Below are 14895 nucleotides of genomic sequence, written 5' to 3'. Positions count from 1 at the left end.
GATCGCACGAACCTACTGGTCCTCGACCTTGACCAAACACATAGGGGCACCCCCCTCGACCTGGACGCAAACGTGGTCACCTTCGACGCGCTGCACTCCGTGAAAGCCAACGTCACCTGGCTGGTGGAGACGAAGAAGGCGCACTACGTGGCCGTGATCAAGCCCAACCAGCCGACGGCCTGGGCCCAACTGGACGATCTGGACTGGCATGCGGTGGCTATCCAGCACACCGCCTCGAACAAGGGACACGGCCGTCGCGAGTCCCGCTCCATCAAGACCCTCGCCATCGCCGACAACCTCGGCGGCATCGCCTTCCCCCACGCCAAGCTCGCCATCCGCGTCCACCGCCGCCGCAAAGCAACCGGCAGGAAGGAAACCCGCGAGACCGTCTACGCGGTCACCAGCCTCGACGCCCACCAGGCAACACCCGCCGAACTCGCCTCCCACCTGCGGCAACACTGGACCGTGGAAGCCCAGCACCACATCCGCGACCGCACCTTCGCCGAAGACGCCTCCACCGTCCACGCCGGCAACGCACCCCGCGCCATGGCCGCCTTCCGCAACCTCGCGATCGGCACCCTCAAAACCCTCGGAGCGACCAACATCGCCAAGACCACCCGCGCCATCCGCGACCAACCAGAACGAGCCCTCCCCATCCTGGGCATCACCTACAAGCCCGACCTCAACGGAACTTGATCAAGCCCTGGCTAGAGGTGGAATAACCAGGGCGTTCGTTCGATTGGCTTCCTTGCAGAGATCGCGGGAGGGGGCGCTGGTGGCCGAGCTGATGATGTTCCGGCAGGACGCGAACGGACGGGATGTCGAGCTGGCCGGCTCGACGGTTGCGCTGGAGGTGGAGCTGCAGCGGCGGGTCGAGGCCGGCCTGGAGCAGATGCTGGGCGTCCGTTTCCTGGCCTCGGAGTATCCGACCGGGCCTTGGCACCGGGGGCGGATCGACACCCTGGGACTCGATGAGAACGGCAGTCCGGTGGTGATCGAGTTCAAGAAGGGCTCGGACAGCGGGGTGATGTCCCAGGCTGTCTCCTACCTGTCCTGGCTGGAGTCGGCGCACCACGAGTTCGAGGCGCTCGTGCGGAAGGTGCTGGGGGCGGAGGCCGCCGAGTCCGTCGACTGGCGTCGTCCGCGGATGATCTGCATCGCGGCGGGCTTCTCGCACCACGACCGGGTGGCGGTGCAGAGGTTGCCCGAGCGGATCGACCTGGTGCGCTACCGGATCTTCGACGGTGGCCTGCTGGGGCTGCTGCTCGTGGACTCCGCGACCAGCAGCCCGAGCGCTGCCTCGTCTCGCCGGGGCCGGGAGCGGGCACCCGTGGCGGACAGCGTGCCGACGGCTTCGGCGGTCTCTCCGCCTGCGGGTGGAGGAGCGGTGCCGGAGTGCCTGCGGGACCTGTACGCGGAACTGGACGAGGCGCTCACGGCATGGGGCGAGGTGGAGGTGGCGTCCCTGCGGCACTACATCGCCTACCGGCGGTTGGTGAACGTGGCGTCGGTGATCTTCCGTCCGAAGCACGAGGCGATCCTGGTGTACCTCAGACTCGACCCGGACACGGTCGAGCTGGAGGAGGGCTTCACCCGGGACATGCGCGGTATCGGACACCTCGGGACCGGCGACCTGGAGGTCCGCGTCGCCTCGGCAGCCGACTTGGAGAAGGCGGCGCCGCTGATCCGGCGGGCGTTCGAGGCGGCCTGACGTAACAGGAGGGGCGGCTGGTGCATCGGTTAGTCGATGCACCAGCCGCCCCTCTGGCGTCTGTGGGCTGCCGGCCCTGGCCTCTCTTCGCTCTCACGATCATGCCTCCGGTCCGGCCAGCTCGAAGTCGTCCTTCGTCAGTTCGGCCCGCAGCCGCTCCTCAGCGACGTCGGCGTAGTGCGCGGACAGCTCGACGCCTACGAAGCGGCGTCCCTCGCGCAGGGCCGCGACCCCGGTGGAGCCGCTGCCGGTGAACGGGTCGAGGACAGTGCCGCCCTCGGGGCAGACCTGGACGAGCTGCTGCATGACCTCGACGGGCTTCTGGGTGATGTGAACTCGGCCCTTGCGGGGCTGGGAGGCGATGTAGTGCCCCGGCAGGTAGAGGTCGCGGGTGTTGTCGAGGGAGCCCTTGACGCCCCAGATGATGAACTCCGAGTCCTGCTTCGGCCCGCCCTTGCGGGGTCGGCTGGACGGCTTGATCCACGGGATCGTGCCGCTCCAGGTCCATCCCGCCATCTGAAGGGCGTCGGAGGTGGTCGGCTCCTGCCGCCAGTCGGTGAAGACCATGGCGACCGCGTGCTCGGTCGAGGCCCGGTACGCCTCGGTGAGCAGTTCGGTGAGCCAGGAGCGGTAGGAGCGCTGGTCACGGTTCTCACCCGGGAAGTTGGCGAGGTCGTGCGCCGAGTTGCTCGTGACGTACTTGGCACGTGCGGTACGGCCGGTCCGGTCGGAGCTGGTGCGGCCCCCAGAGTTGTACGGCGGATCGGTGATCACCGCCTGGACGCTCTCGTCCGGGAGGGACTTCAGGACGATCAGGGCATCGCCTCGGTGCAGCGTGTAACTCATGGGGAGGGCCTCTCTTCGGGTGCGGCGGACTCAGGACCTGCTCCGGACAGCGCTCAACGGCGTGCATCCGGTGCGAGGTTGCAGCGGAGGTTAACGGCGAATTCCGGCTGCGCCCAACGAGGTGGCTCCCTGCTTCGGGCCCCTGGATGGCAGTCGTTTGGTGCGGCCGGAATCCCGGTCTACTGTCTCGCCGTGTCACCGGGAAGGAGCGCTGCTCCACCCCCGTTGAGCTGTGCTTATCCGTGCTGTCTCGTCCAATCGGGCGGCGTCGGAGACATGTTGCCCATCTGCCCACGAGCGCCGTGAGGAGGCCCATGTGCACTGCCTGAGATTACGAGCGCGGCTGGCTGCCGCGCGTGATCTGAAACCGGCGTCCTGGAGCTACCAACTCCTCTGACCCGGGCCCGCCGAGAGGCGGATGCACATCGGCGCGGTGCCGACGGCTTTGCACGAGAAGTCGGCACCGCGTCTCCTTCGAACACCGAGGAGCCGCTGCGATGCAGCATGCCATGACACACCCGCGCCCCGACCCACCTCCCTCGACCGGTCCGCACCACCGTCGCGCTGAACGGCGGCGGCCGTGAAGAAGACGACGGGAGCCCTCGTCGGTCTGTGCGCCACCGGACCACTCCTGCTGGCACTGCCGATCCTTGGCATAGGTGCCGGGACCGCCTCGGCTTCGTGCTCGACCGACGGTGCACAGGGTGTGGACGCCTCCGCCGTCGCCAAGCAGGTGAAGGCCATCCTGGACGGCGGCGACAAGGGCTCGGTCTCCGTGCCGGGCCTGGACGCGCCTGCCGACCAAGTGCCCAACGCCAAGACGATCCAGGCCACGGGCGTCGCGATGAACATCCCCGCCCGAGGGCAGGTCGTCGCCCTGGCGACCGCGCTGCAGGAGAGCGGCCTGCGGAACCTGACCTACGGCGACCGCGATTCGCTGGGTCTCTTCCAGCAGCGGCCGTCGATGGGCTGGGGTACGGCCAGCCAGATCCTCGACCCGGTGCACGCCTCGACGAAGTTCTACGAAGGGCTCAAGAAGGTCTCCGGCTGGCAGTCCCTCTCTGTCACCCAGGCCGCCCAGGCGGTACAGAAGTCGGGCTTCCCGGAGGCGTATGCCAAATGGGAGCCGCTGGCCACCGCCCTGCAGAAGGCCATCGAGCCCCTGCTGCAGAAGACCGGCGGTGCATCGCCGAGCCCGTCGCCGTCAGGCTCTGCCGACACCGGCAGCCCCTCTCCCGATTCCGCGGGGGGTTGTTCGGCGGACGGCGACGGGACGGACTTCGGCACCATCCCGGCGGGTGCACTGCCGAAGGAGTACAAGATTCCCGCCTCCGCGCCACCGAAGGTACAGACGGCGATCCGGTGGGCGCTCGGCCAGCTCGGCACCCCGTATCAGTGGGGCGGCACGTGCACCGACTCCCACGGCAAAAACCCGATGGGCCGCTGCGACTGCTCCTCCCTGATGCAGGGCGCGTACAAAGCCGCCGGGGTCACCCTGACGCGGACCACGTACACGCAGGTCAAGGACGGCAAGGCCGTCTCGGTCGATGCCCTCAAGCCGGGCGATCTCCTCTTCACCGAGGGGACGGCCTCCGTACCGGAACACGTCGGGATGGCGATCGGGCAGGGCCTGATCGTCCACGCCCCGCACACCGGTGACGTCGCACGGATCACCACCGTCGCGTCCTGGAAATCGCGGATTCTCGCGGCCCGCCGAGTCGTCTGACCGGCGCTCCTCCCCTCCTCACCTCCCTCGCACCGCTGGTTCGCCTCACCGGGCTTTGGCGTGCGCTCATCCGAACTGGAGTTCCCGTGTATCTCGCTGAACAGGTCATACAGCTCGCCTACGACCCCGGAATCAAGCCCAACGAGGGCGGGCTCCCTGGCCTCAACGTCCTCAAGCAGGTAATGGGCTCGATCAACTTGTTCGGGCTCATCGCCGTGGTCGGAGCCCTCGCCGTCAGTGCGGGCGTGTGGGCCTGGGGTCACCACTCCGGTGGTCACCAGGCCGAGGCGAACGGGAAGAAGGGCGTGCTGGTAAGCGCGGGCGCGGCCCTTCTTCTCGGTGCGGCCAACGGTGTAGTGGCGTTCTTCTCGACGCTCGGGACGCAGGTCCACTGATGGCTCAGCACTCCACCCACCCCGGCGGCGCATCTCGCGTGCGCCGCCGGGCGCTGCTCGGCACTGCCGTCCTGGCGGCGCTCGTCGCCCTCGCCGGCCTGGCCGCCTACCTCACCCGCGAGGGCCGAAGCCCCTCCGATACCGCTTCCCCACCGCCGAGTTCGCCCACGGCGTCCTCGTCGCCCGCGGCACCGTCCGGGCCGCACACCCGGCACCGCGCTCTGCCCGTTCCGCCGAAAACCCACGACCCGATCACGTACGGGAAGGCCGCCGCCGCAGCGCTGTGGTCGTACGACACCCGCGCGTACTCGCAGCCAGAGCTGCGCAAGGCGCTGCGCGGCTGGCTGACCACGGAGTCGAAGTACGCCGACCCGGCCTCCGTCGACCAGGCAGTCCCCTCGGCCGTGCTGTGGAAGGAGATGGCGGCCAACAAGCAGGTCGCCACCGCCAAGATCAACGAGGGCCACTTCCCGCATGCCTTTACGCAGGCCCTCCAGGACGACCCCGGGGCGATCACCCAGGCGTACGTCTACGCCGTCACGGTCTCCGGCAAGCAGTCGATTCGCTGGAAGGGCTCGGCTGCCGGCGGCGCGGAGAGCCGGTCCACCACCCTCGCGGTCCAGTGCCGACCCAACCGCTCCTGCGCCCTGGTCGGCGTCATGCCGTCCGTCGCGCCCTGACCCTCGCCCCAGAACGGAGGTACGACCCATGGGAGTCTGCGACTTCCCGCTGATGGACAAGGTTTGCGGCGCTGTCGACTTCGCCACCAACCCCGCCGGCACCGTCACCGACGGTCTCGGCGCGTGGATCGCGAAGTCGGCGGGCGAGCTGGCGTCCAGCGCGGCCGACCTGGCCGCCAAGGCCGTCAACAAGACGACGGCCATCGACCTCAACGCCGGGTGGTTCCGCGACAACTACGAGCTGCTGCTGCCCATCGGCCTCGCCCTGACCGTCGGCATCTTCTGCATCCAGCTCATGACCGCTGCCTGGCGTCGAGACGAACGTGCCCTCGCCAAGGCGGCGTTCGGCACCATGACCGGAGTCCTGTTCAGCTTCTCCGCCATCGCTTTCACGACCGTCGCCATCACCGTGGTGGACGCGCTGTCCGACGGCCTCTTCAAAGCCGCCAACACCTCGATCGACGACGCGATCCGTCGTGTGATCAAGGTTGATCAGATGGGGGCCATGTACGGCCTCGGCTGGGGTGTGCCCGCGCTGGTGGCCTTCGGGTGCGCGATCGGCGCCTTCCTCTACTGGGGCGTGATGGTGGCCCGCAAGGTCGGCGTCCTGATCATGGTCGCGCTCGCGGTGTTCGCCGGGGCGGGCGGCGGCTGGGAAGTCGCCAAACGGTGGCGGCGCGGCTGGATCGAGGCCACCGGCACCCTGATCGTCTCCAAGCTGTTGATGACCGTGGTCTTCCTCATCGGCGTCTCCGCCATGGGCAAGACCGACGCCAGCGACGGAATGGCGGCCCTGTCCGACGCGATGGCCGGCATCGTCGTGATGGTCCTGGTGTTGCTCTGCCCCTACGCGACGTACAAGTTCGTCCACTGGGCCAGCGACGGCGGCGGCCACGACGACATGCACCGCACCGGTGTCGCCGGCATGGCGGTCGCCGCAGGAGCCGCGAAGACCGCAGGCAGCCTCGCGCTGCGGGCCGGTACCGGCGCCCCCGCTCCGCAGGGTCCGAACCAGGTCCCCGGCGCGGGCACCGACGGAGTCGCCTCCGGCATCAACCCCTCCGGCGGCAACCTCAGCAAGGAGGGCATCGACGCCGGGCCGCCCAAGCAGCAGACCCGCTTCCGGTACGGCGAAGACCCGGATGCGAGCGGCGACAAGGGCCGGGCTCTGATCCAGCGCCCCGGGATCCCGCCGCTGATCACACGTCCTGGCGAGGACGAACCGGAAGGGTCCGAATCGGCTGCCCAAGGCGTTGCGGGCGGCTCCGGTCACCTCGCAGCCGCATCGGCTCCGGGCGGCGACATGACCTCCATGCCGCCAGCCGACCCCGGACCTTCGGCCTCGGGCGCTCCGGCGTCCGCCGGACCGTCGGCCACCGGCTCCGCGACGCCGACGAACTGGGTGTATCCCACCCAGCCGCCGTCGGGTTCCTGACCCACATCCCCCCGGGGGGCGGGCCGCACTCCACGGCCCGCCCCCGCCTCCCACCAGCAGGAAGGTTTCGCCATGACGTCCAGAAGAGCGCCGCGCGCCCCGTCCTCCGCCCGCTCCCACCGTCTGGAACCACCATGTCCGGCAAGCACCAGTCCTCCACGCCCACCGTGAAGTTCCCGCACCGCAGCAGGCGCGGCGTCCTGCTCGGCCTGTCCGTCCCGCAGTTGGTCGTCGCCGGGCTCACCGGCCTTCTCCTTCTCGCCGTGATCCTCGCCCGCGGTGTGGTCGGCGCCCTCCAGCTCATCCCGCTGTGGGCCGTGATCGCCCTGCTCGTCTTCGTCCGCCACCGAGGCCGTGCTCTGGCGGACTGGGCCCCGATCGTCGTCCGGTACGCGCTGCGCCGGATGCGAGGCCAGCTCGTCTGGCTCACCCGGCCCTCTCGCCGGCCGACCCGCGAGGGCCTGCTCCACCTTCCCGGCACCGCTGCCAGCCTGCGCGTGACCACTGCTCCCGACGGCAAGTACGGCGCCGTCCACAACCCGCACACCGGGACGCTGACCGCAGTGGTCAAGGTCTCCTCCCGCGCCTACGTCCTGCTCGACCCCGGCACCCAGCAGGCCAACGTCGGCGGCTGGGGACGCGCGCTGGCAGCTCTCGCCCGTACCGGGCAAATCGCCCGCATCCAGGTGATCGAGCGCACCATCCCCGACTCCGGCGACGCGCTGCGCCGCTACTGGGAAGAGCACGGCCGCCCCGACACCCCGATGGCCGGCGCGATCTACAACGAGCTGATCCAGAGCGCCGGTCCCGCAGCCGCCCCGCACGAGGCGTACGTCGCGGTGTCCCTGGACACCAAGGCGGCCCGTCGGCTGATCAACCAGGCTGGCGGCGGTCTCACCGGTGCCTTCAGCGTCCTCGCCCAGCTCACCTCCACGTTCGACCAGGCGGCGCGGACCGCCGGTCTCACCCCGACGGGCTGGCTCACCGCCCGCGAGATCGCCGCCGTGGTGCGCACCTCCTACGATCCGAAGGCGCTGGCGACACTCGACCGCTGGTCCACGGCCGGTCGCCCCGAGGCCGAGCCCGCCGCCGCCGGCCCCGTCGTGGTCGTCGAGAAGGCGGACCACATCGCCACCGACTCCGCCGTGCACGCCACCTACTGGGTGGAGAACTGGCCGCGCACCGAAACCAGCGCCGGCTTCCTGCACCAGCTCCTGTTCACCGGCGGGGTGCGGCGCACGCTGTCGCTCTCCTACGAGCCGAAGAACCTCGACGCCGCCCTGCGCGACGTGCAGCGCAAGAAGTCCAGCGTGATCGCCGACGCCGCCGAACGGGCCCGGCGCGGCCAGGTCGACTCCGAGGCGGACTCGATCGAGTACCAGGACATCAAGTCCCGCGAACGCCAGCTCGTCGCCGGGCACGCCGACGTCGCCCTGACCGGTCTGCTGACCGTCTCGGCCGACACCGAGGACGAGCTGCGCACCGCCTGCGCCGTCGTGGAGACCGCCGCTGTCGGCGCCCAGCTCGATCTCCGGCCGCTGACCTGGCAGCAGACCGAGGCGTTCACCGCCGCCGCGCTGCCGCTCGCGCTCGCTGCCTGACCCCTCCCTTCGAAAGAGCACCCTCATGTCCCGCACCGCCAGCCCTACCGCGCAGGACTTCGTGCCCTTCGCCACCGCCGCGCTCGACTTCCACCGGGCGCTCAACATCCCGGGCGGCCCGCTGGTCACCACCCGGGCCGAGCTGGACGCCCTGCACGCCCACCTCGTCGCGCTTTACGGGCTGCTCGACGCCCACACCGGTCGCACCGGGCAGCTCGTCGCGGTCGAGGGCGACCAGCTCCGTACCGCCCGCACCCGCATCTGGCAGGCCGCCGAGCACCTCCACGCCGCCTACCACGCGGCGCCCCGGCCGGACTCTGGCGAGATCCCCGCACCGGAGGCGTGCCAGGCCGGCCTTCCGGAGGGAGCGCCGGGCCTGACCATCTGCCAGCGCCACCAGCGCACCGCTCATCTCGTCCGGCGGCGCACCACCCCGGCCGACCTGCACGCCCCGTTCACCGGCCTCGTCCGCCGCTGACCCACCCCTCACCTGGAGAAACGCTCATGCCCCGTACCCGCGCCAGCGCCTCCCCCCTGTTCGTGCCCCGTAAGACGACCCGCGCCGAACAGCGAGCCGCCCGAGCCGGTTTCACCGAAGCCCGCCGCCAGGCACGCCTCGCCGGAAACCCGCCCAAGCACCGCGCCGAGCAGACCCTCGACCCGGATCTGCGGCCCACCTACCCGCCCGCCGGTCGCCCCGGTCCGGCCTCCGCCCGCGGCGGCAAGCTCGCCCTGCCCGCCCACCGGATGACCACCGCCACAGCCAGCGGCGCCTACCCGTTCGTGGCCGAGGGCGGCCTGGGCGCCGAAGGAGTGTTCATCGGCCGCGATGTGCACGCGGAGGCGGCCTTCTGCTTCGACCCGTTCTCGCTCTACAACAGCGGCAGGGTGGAGGGCTTCACCAACCCCAACGCGGTCCTGGCCGGGATCATCGGCATGGGCAAGTCGGCGCTGGCGAAGTCGATCGCCACCCGGTCGATCGCCCACGGCTACCGGATCTACATCCCCTGCGATCCCAAGGGAGAGTGGACCGGTGTCTCGCAGGCCCTCGGCGGATACAGCATCGCCCTGGGCCCGGGGCTCCCTGGACGGTTGAACCCGCTGGACGCCCCGGCCCGCCCCGCCTCCGTGAGCGAGGAGGACTGGTTCACGGAGGTTCGCAAGCGCCGTCTGCTGCTGCTAGCCAGCCTCGCCCGCACCGTGCTGAAGCGCGACCTGCTGCCGATGGAGCACACCGCCCTCGACCTGGCCCTGGATCTGGTCGTCGCTGACGCCGCCGCCCGGGGCACGGTGCCGCTGCTCGGCGAGATCGCGCACGTACTCGGCTCCCCCGAACGCCTCGACCACGCCCTCGGCCACCAGGCGGGGCACCTCGGTTCAGCCGCCCAGGACCTCGCCCACGCCCTGCGACGTCTCGTGCACGGCGACTTGAGCGGCATGTTCGACGCGCCGAGCACCGTGTCGTTCGACCCGACCACACCGATGCTGTCCATCGACCTCTCCCGTCTCGGCGGCTCCGGTGACGACACGGCACTGGTGCTCGCGATGACGTGCGCGAGCGCGTGGATGGAGTCAGCCCTCAGTGATCCCGATGGCGGTCGACGCTGGGTGATCTACGACGAGGCGTGGCGGCTGATGCGGCACGTCGGGCTGCTGGAGCGGATGCAGAGCCAGTGGAAGCTCTCCCGAGGGCTGGGCATCGCGAACCTCATGGTGATCCACCGGCTCAGCGACTTGCTCTCGGCGGGCGACGCCGGTTCACGCGGCCGAGTCCTTGCCGAGGGGCTCCTCGCGGACTGCAGCACGCGCATCATCTACCGCCAAGAGCCCGACCAGCTCGCCGCCGCTGCATCTCTGCTCGGCCTGACCGGCGTCGAGACCCAGGCGGTGTCCGCCCTGACCAAGGGCCGAGGTCTGTGGAAGGTCGCCGGCCGCTCGTTCATCACCCAGCACATCCTCCACCCGGCCGAGCGGGAGCTGTTCGACACAGACGCCCGCATGGCCGCCTAGCCCAACGACCAGCACAGCAACGGGAATCGATCATGTCTGCTTCTTCCACTCCTTCCTCCGGTGACAAGCAGCCGTCGCAGGCCACAGACCCTTTGGCGTGGCGACGGCACCTCCCGGCACTCGCCTCGGCCGCCGCCGGGATCAACGAGGCGTGCGACGCCTGGGACGCGGTTTCGGACTCCCTCTGCGACGCGGACGGCTGGCCGCTGAACGACAAGGTCTACGGGGACGGGAAGGTCAAGCGGGACGCCGAAGCGTGGAAGCACGCCGAGGTGTTCCTCGACCACGGACCCGAGGTGCTGGCCGGGGTCCGCGCCGCCGCCGGCCCCGACTACGTCGAGGGGCCGATCAGTGACGACCTCCGTCGGATACGCGGGATCGACAACATCCTGATCCGGGCGGAGGAACTGCGGCACGAATGGGACGGCGTCATGGCGCTTATGGACGGTTCGCAGCCGAGCGTGCTCCACCTCTACCAGGAGCGTGCCGAGGAGCACCGCAACACCGAAGGCTGGCACTACTCACACGAACTCGGCTCCAAGGGACCGGCGTTGGTGCGCGTCGGCGAATACCTCGCGCACCGAGCGGACACCGAACGGCCAGCGCAGACCGAGCGGGCTCGCGTCGCCCTGACCCGCTCGACGCACAACACCCCTGCCGTATCACCTGCTTCGCCCCAGGTCCCGCCGGCATCGCAACCGCCGGCTCCCGGTCGCTCGCGGTGATCCCTAGCACGCAGTCACGGCAGCGCCAAACTGCCCGATCACCAGATCCTCATGGACCACCGCGCTCCTTCAAGCTCCACGCCCCGTCGGCTCCCGCCGTACGGCGGGACGTTCGCAACGGAGAACTCCATGCACCACGAAACCCCGCCCCCGACCGCCGCATCCAATCCGCGTCACCTTCAAGCCGCCCTCTGCTCCGCGCTCGGGCAGCGCGGCCTGGAGGGCACCGTCGAGTACGGCCTCAGCGACTACATCGTCCACGCCGAGCTTCCCGACGGCAGTTCGCTGATCATCTCGCCCCCGCAGGAGCCACCCTCCGAGCACCCCGAGACCCCGGAAAGCTGGATGGTCACCCGCCACCGGTCCGCCGAGCCCGCCGTCTACGAGGTGATCTACGACTCCGAGCCGGACGGTCCGCATGCGCGTCACGGCGGCAGCGTGCCGGATCTCCTCTTCGCTGTCGACGCCCGCCTGGACCAGCTTGGCGTACCGACACGCCAGGAGCAGGAACGTTCCGGCGAGGCGCGCGCCGCCACCGTGCTCCCGCCCGACTCCGCTCCATCCCGGGCGACGGTCGCTCTCGCCTCTTCGCCGTCGGTCGGCCAGCGCGTGCTCCCGACCGGTCCGCCGCCGGAGTCTTCCGCGCGGACCGCGCCGCCACCGGCCAGTTCCTCATCAGCTCCCCGGCTCTGACCGACCGCGATCCAGGAGTCCTCCGTGCACCGCACCCTCAGAACTGATCCGCCCGTCGCCCGCACCTGTAACCGCACCCGCCTCGGATGGATCTGCCATGCCCAGCCACTACGACGTGCTGCCCGACCTGGCCTTCGGCCACCACCCCGTCCACGGCATCGTCGCCGCGAACCCAAAGAACCTCGCGGCCAGCACCTGGATGCTCAGGGGATTCGACTTCCATCCCGTCCCAGACCAGCCGACGTTGTACGCACTGGCCGACCAGAACCGTGACGGACACGGCCGTACGAGCCGGGCCATCGAGCTACTGCGCAAGGCCGGCTACCAGGTCGATGTGGACGTCGCACTTGACCCTGCACCGGCGCCCGGCACGGCACAGGTACGCGACCGCGGCCCGCTCGGTGAACCAGACGTCGCCTTCGCCGATCACCCGCACCTCGGCATCGTCGCCGCCTTCGACGACCGTGTCTCCGGCCTCAGCGGGCTGGCGCTGGTGGAGGACGGCTGGCGGCACAACTCGAGCCTGGACATCTACACGCTCCCCGCGACCACCGATCGCGTCGAGGCGCTGGGGAAAGTCGCCGCCGCCACGGTGGCCCTGCACCGTTCGGGGCTCCAGGTCGCAGTGCAGCCCCGCCTCGCTCAAGAGGTGACGGCTCGGCCCCGCCCTGCTGCCACGCCGACCGCCGGCCGTGAGCGCGGTCGTGGTCCCGCCCGCGCGTCTCCGTTGAGCGCCGCCGCGCTCGCCGCCAGCCCGGCCCGTGCCGGTATCCCGGGCAGGGCGCCGGTCCCCGCCGCCGTCACCACACCGGCGGTCCGGCCGGTTGACCCCCGCGTCGCGTACTCCCGCGACCGCTGATCCAACTCCTCAAGGAGGTCCTTCCATGGCCGTGAAGACGATCTGGCCCATCGACCACCCCTGCGGTCACCATGCCGACCGCGACTTGTCCGACCGACCGGCCGACCGCCGCGCCGGCTTCGCCGAGTGGCTCGCCAGGCAGGAGTGCACGGACTGCTGGCGCGCCTCGAACGAGGGCGACGAGCAGGACAAGGCCGCCTGGCTCAAGGCGAAGCGCGCCGAGGAGCAGACGGCGTCCGAAGCCTGGTCCGAGCAGTACCGGATGCCTCCCCTGGAGGGGACCGAGCGGGCCGTTCCCTGGGGCGTGCGCTGTCGTCACCAGATCCTGACCAACGCCTACACCGCGCTGGTCACCGAAGGCACGACCAGCGAAGCGGAGTGGGCGGAGATCGAGGAGAACGCTCGTACGGTGACCCGTGCCGGGTGGTGGATAGACCAGAGGTCGTCCGAGCCCGAGGACCTCGCCGAACTGCTCATGGCCGCCACCGGGGCCGACCGGCCGACAGAGAATCCCTTCTTCTGAACGACCGGGTGCCCTGCTGCGGCGGGGCGCCCGGCTGACCGCCGCCGTGCGGCCTCTACCAGCGATTCTCGGCCGGACCAAACCCCGGATTTGCCGGACGCTCTGCCCACTGGCCCACCTCCAACGGGTCCTTCGCTCCCTCTGCCCCGGAGACTTCCGTGCCTACCTCGATCACCATCACGTCCGAGTTCAGCGGCAGCGTCGTTGCCAAGGGCGCTACTGATGACCTCTCCGCGCAGCTCCTCCGTCACGCCGGTTTCAAGCAGATCGACGACTGGCACGGCCGACGCCATCGCCTGCCCACCACCACTCCGCTCGCCGACCAGGTCGCCGTCGCCAGCCATGCGGCCGAGATGCTTCGGGCCGCTCGCTATGACGTCACCCTTCCACCGTCCCTCGACACGGCCCGGATGAGCCCTCCGGTGCATGCGCTGGGGCCCTACGCCGCCGGAGCTGAACTCCTCAGCATCACGGACCAGATCCGTGCGGCCGAAGACGGAGCCAGCCTTCAGCGGGCAGTCGACCACCTCCTTCACCCCGAGCACGGTGCGCTGGAGCGTGTCCGGGAGGCGCTGGAAGCAGCGGGAGAACAGGTCAACGACCTGGACGACGACGCGTATGCGCTCGCGGACCGGTTCGGCTTCGCCTCGGAGTTCGTCAGCTCGGCCCAGTCCGAACTCGTCGACTCCGAGGCCGAGCTACGCCGCGTCGGCGACGCTTCGACGAGCTACTCCCCAGCACGGACCGTCCGTGATCACCGTGGTGCCGCTCTCGCCACTTCTCCTGCTGCGAACCAGGCCAAGGTCTCCTCGGCGTCCAGTTCCCAGACGGCGCCTTGCTCTGCGACGGGTCACCCACCGCGCGCCTCAACCCCCCGACGCTGACCCCGGCCGCCCTCTCCGCCGTCGGCCTCCAGTACGTCGCGCGCCTCCGCTCGACTCACCCGTCAAGGACCACTCACCCGAAGAGGCAAACGTGCCCGAGTACTACTCCAGCATCGGCGAGGCCGTCGGTGCGGCTATGCAGCACAACATCCGGCTCGCCCACCGCAGCGTGGCACCGGGCTCCGACAAGCCGCTGCAGGTCAGGCACCTGCCCAGCGCTTCCGCCGATCCGTACTCGGTTCGCGGGATGATTTCTCGCCTCCACGAGGACGCCTCGCCCGATGAGGTGGCGGGCATCATCGAGGAGGTCAACGGCGCACTGGTCGGGGCTCTGCCCGAGCTGACCGAACTCGTCGCCTCTGCCGCCGACTGGACTCGCGCCCGTCTCGACTTCGACGACCCGCATCACAATCCGACTTTCGAGACGTGGACCCGACTGGCAGCTGCGTACGGGATGCTCCAGGACGTCCGTGAGCAGTTGGAAGTCGCCGAGGACGGTCTCGCTGCCTGTCCCGCAGAGCGCACGGACCCCCGGCACCACCAGATGGTCAACGTCTTGCGCAGCCGGGAGTTGCTGGACGACGTCCTCGGTGCCGAGGCTGCTCCTGTGCCGTCCGCTGCCCAGAACGTCGATTCAGACCGGCAGCGGGCGGCCCGCGCCTCCTCGCCGCGCGCCGGAACATCGCCGTCGACCGGCAGTCCGCCGGCCACCGCAGCACCTCCGCCCGCGCCTCGTTCTGCCGGCCGACCCCGCTGAAACGTTCCGCCTCAGACGTCTAGGAGTACCCCCATGATCTGCACGAGAGC

The 14895-nt window shown here is 70.3% G+C and carries 16 protein-coding genes; 15 read left to right on the top strand and 1 reads right to left on the bottom strand.

The features are described 5' to 3' along the window. Both ACFQLX_RS08545 and ACFQLX_RS08540 read left to right on the top strand, forming a co-directional pair. A partial coding sequence (locus tag ACFQLX_RS08545) for an ISAs1 family transposase (protein WP_386413509.1) occupies positions 1 to 696 on the top strand: 696 nt, incomplete at its 5' end. Between the two features lie 79 nt (positions 697 to 775). Further along, a complete protein-coding gene (locus ACFQLX_RS08540; RefSeq protein WP_386413519.1) occupies positions 776 to 1711 on the top strand; it encodes a DUF5655 domain-containing protein in 936 nt (311 codons plus the stop codon). A 99-nt stretch (positions 1712 to 1810) separates the two neighbouring features. Here the strand turns inward: ACFQLX_RS08540 and ACFQLX_RS08535 are convergent, their stop codons facing one another. Beyond that, positions 1811 to 2557: a DNA-methyltransferase gene (locus ACFQLX_RS08535; protein ID WP_383292434.1), complete on the bottom strand. Its 747-nt coding sequence runs from the start codon at positions 2555 to 2557 to the stop codon at positions 1811 to 1813. Positions 2558 to 3137: 580 nt separating this feature from the next. Here ACFQLX_RS08535 and ACFQLX_RS08530 point away from each other — a divergent pair. From ACFQLX_RS08530 to ACFQLX_RS08470, 13 genes are all read left to right on the top strand, one after another. After that, positions 3138 to 4283 carry a C40 family peptidase gene (locus tag ACFQLX_RS08530; RefSeq protein WP_386413507.1) on the top strand — a complete coding sequence of 382 codons (1146 nt, stop codon included), beginning with the start codon at positions 3138 to 3140 and terminating at the stop codon, positions 4281 to 4283. Positions 4284 to 4369: 86 nt separating this feature from the next. Beyond that, the gene (locus tag ACFQLX_RS08525; protein ID WP_011029048.1) at positions 4370 to 4678 is read left to right on the top strand and encodes a DUF6112 family protein; all 309 of its coding nucleotides are present in this window, start codon (positions 4370 to 4372) and stop codon (positions 4676 to 4678) included. Further along, positions 4678 to 5358, top strand: coding sequence for a hypothetical protein (locus tag ACFQLX_RS08520; protein ID WP_386413504.1), 681 nt, complete (start codon positions 4678 to 4680; stop codon positions 5356 to 5358). The genes ACFQLX_RS08525 and ACFQLX_RS08520 overlap by 1 nt, the downstream gene beginning before the upstream one ends. 28 nt (positions 5359 to 5386) lie before the next feature. Further along, positions 5387 to 6793 (top strand): SCO6881 family protein, encoded by a 1407-nt coding sequence (locus ACFQLX_RS08515; RefSeq protein ID WP_386413503.1) that lies wholly within the window; start codon positions 5387 to 5389, stop codon positions 6791 to 6793. A 134-nt stretch (positions 6794 to 6927) separates the two neighbouring features. After that, entirely contained in the window at positions 6928 to 8394 is a 1467-nt protein-coding gene (locus ACFQLX_RS08510) for an SCO6880 family protein (RefSeq protein WP_386413501.1), read from the top strand. A 25-nt stretch (positions 8395 to 8419) separates the two neighbouring features. Next, positions 8420 to 8872 (top strand): DUF6238 family protein, encoded by a 453-nt coding sequence (locus ACFQLX_RS08505; RefSeq protein WP_386413499.1) that lies wholly within the window; start codon positions 8420 to 8422, stop codon positions 8870 to 8872. 26 nt (positions 8873 to 8898) lie between these two features. After that, on the top strand, positions 8899 to 10404 hold the full coding sequence (locus tag ACFQLX_RS08500; protein ID WP_179499989.1) for an ATP-binding protein: 1506 nt from the start codon (positions 8899 to 8901) through the stop codon (positions 10402 to 10404). A 32-nt stretch (positions 10405 to 10436) separates the two neighbouring features. Next, a complete protein-coding gene (locus ACFQLX_RS08495) occupies positions 10437 to 11129 on the top strand; it encodes a hypothetical protein (RefSeq protein ID WP_386413497.1) in 693 nt (230 codons plus the stop codon). A 129-nt stretch (positions 11130 to 11258) separates the two neighbouring features. Beyond that, positions 11259 to 11822 (top strand): hypothetical protein, encoded by a 564-nt coding sequence (locus ACFQLX_RS08490; RefSeq protein WP_386413495.1) that lies wholly within the window; start codon positions 11259 to 11261, stop codon positions 11820 to 11822. A 97-nt stretch (positions 11823 to 11919) separates the two neighbouring features. Further along, entirely contained in the window at positions 11920 to 12681 is a 762-nt protein-coding gene (locus tag ACFQLX_RS08485; RefSeq protein ID WP_386413494.1) for a hypothetical protein, read from the top strand. A 25-nt stretch (positions 12682 to 12706) separates the two neighbouring features. Next, the gene (locus ACFQLX_RS08480) at positions 12707 to 13204 is read left to right on the top strand and encodes a hypothetical protein (protein ID WP_361706957.1); all 498 of its coding nucleotides are present in this window, start codon (positions 12707 to 12709) and stop codon (positions 13202 to 13204) included. Positions 13205 to 13362: 158 nt separating this feature from the next. Continuing rightward, the gene (locus ACFQLX_RS08475) at positions 13363 to 14088 is read left to right on the top strand and encodes a hypothetical protein (RefSeq protein ID WP_386413493.1); all 726 of its coding nucleotides are present in this window, start codon (positions 13363 to 13365) and stop codon (positions 14086 to 14088) included. A 91-nt stretch (positions 14089 to 14179) separates the two neighbouring features. After that, on the top strand, positions 14180 to 14845 hold the full coding sequence (locus ACFQLX_RS08470) for a hypothetical protein (protein ID WP_386413492.1): 666 nt from the start codon (positions 14180 to 14182) through the stop codon (positions 14843 to 14845). Positions 14846 to 14895 lie beyond the last annotated feature (50 nt).

Source organism: Streptomyces polyrhachis (assembly GCF_042663125.1).
GTDB lineage: Bacteria > Actinomycetota > Actinomycetes > Streptomycetales > Streptomycetaceae > Streptomyces > Streptomyces polyrhachii.
The sequence above is the reverse complement of the archived record's forward strand: the minus strand, read 5'-3'. Positions and strand labels throughout refer to the sequence as shown.

Coding starts and splice junctions, on each gene's coding strand:
- ACFQLX_RS08515 (WP_386413503.1), top strand. CDS start 5,387: ATGGGAGTCTGCGACTTCCCGCTGATGGACAAGGTTTGCGGCGCTGTC.
- ACFQLX_RS08500 (WP_179499989.1), top strand. CDS start 8,899: ATGCCCCGTACCCGCGCCAGCGCCTCCCCCCTGTTCGTGCCCCGTAAG.
- ACFQLX_RS08505 (WP_386413499.1), top strand. CDS start 8,420: ATGTCCCGCACCGCCAGCCCTACCGCGCAGGACTTCGTGCCCTTCGCC.
- ACFQLX_RS08510 (WP_386413501.1), top strand. CDS start 6,928: ATGTCCGGCAAGCACCAGTCCTCCACGCCCACCGTGAAGTTCCCGCAC.
- ACFQLX_RS08485 (WP_386413494.1), top strand. CDS start 11,920: ATGCCCAGCCACTACGACGTGCTGCCCGACCTGGCCTTCGGCCACCAC.
- ACFQLX_RS08490 (WP_386413495.1), top strand. CDS start 11,259: ATGCACCACGAAACCCCGCCCCCGACCGCCGCATCCAATCCGCGTCAC.
- ACFQLX_RS08480 (WP_361706957.1), top strand. CDS start 12,707: ATGGCCGTGAAGACGATCTGGCCCATCGACCACCCCTGCGGTCACCAT.
- ACFQLX_RS08520 (WP_386413504.1), top strand. CDS start 4,678: ATGGCTCAGCACTCCACCCACCCCGGCGGCGCATCTCGCGTGCGCCGC.
- ACFQLX_RS08535 (WP_383292434.1), bottom strand. CDS start 2,557: ATGAGTTACACGCTGCACCGAGGCGATGCCCTGATCGTCCTGAAGTCC.
- ACFQLX_RS08495 (WP_386413497.1), top strand. CDS start 10,437: ATGTCTGCTTCTTCCACTCCTTCCTCCGGTGACAAGCAGCCGTCGCAG.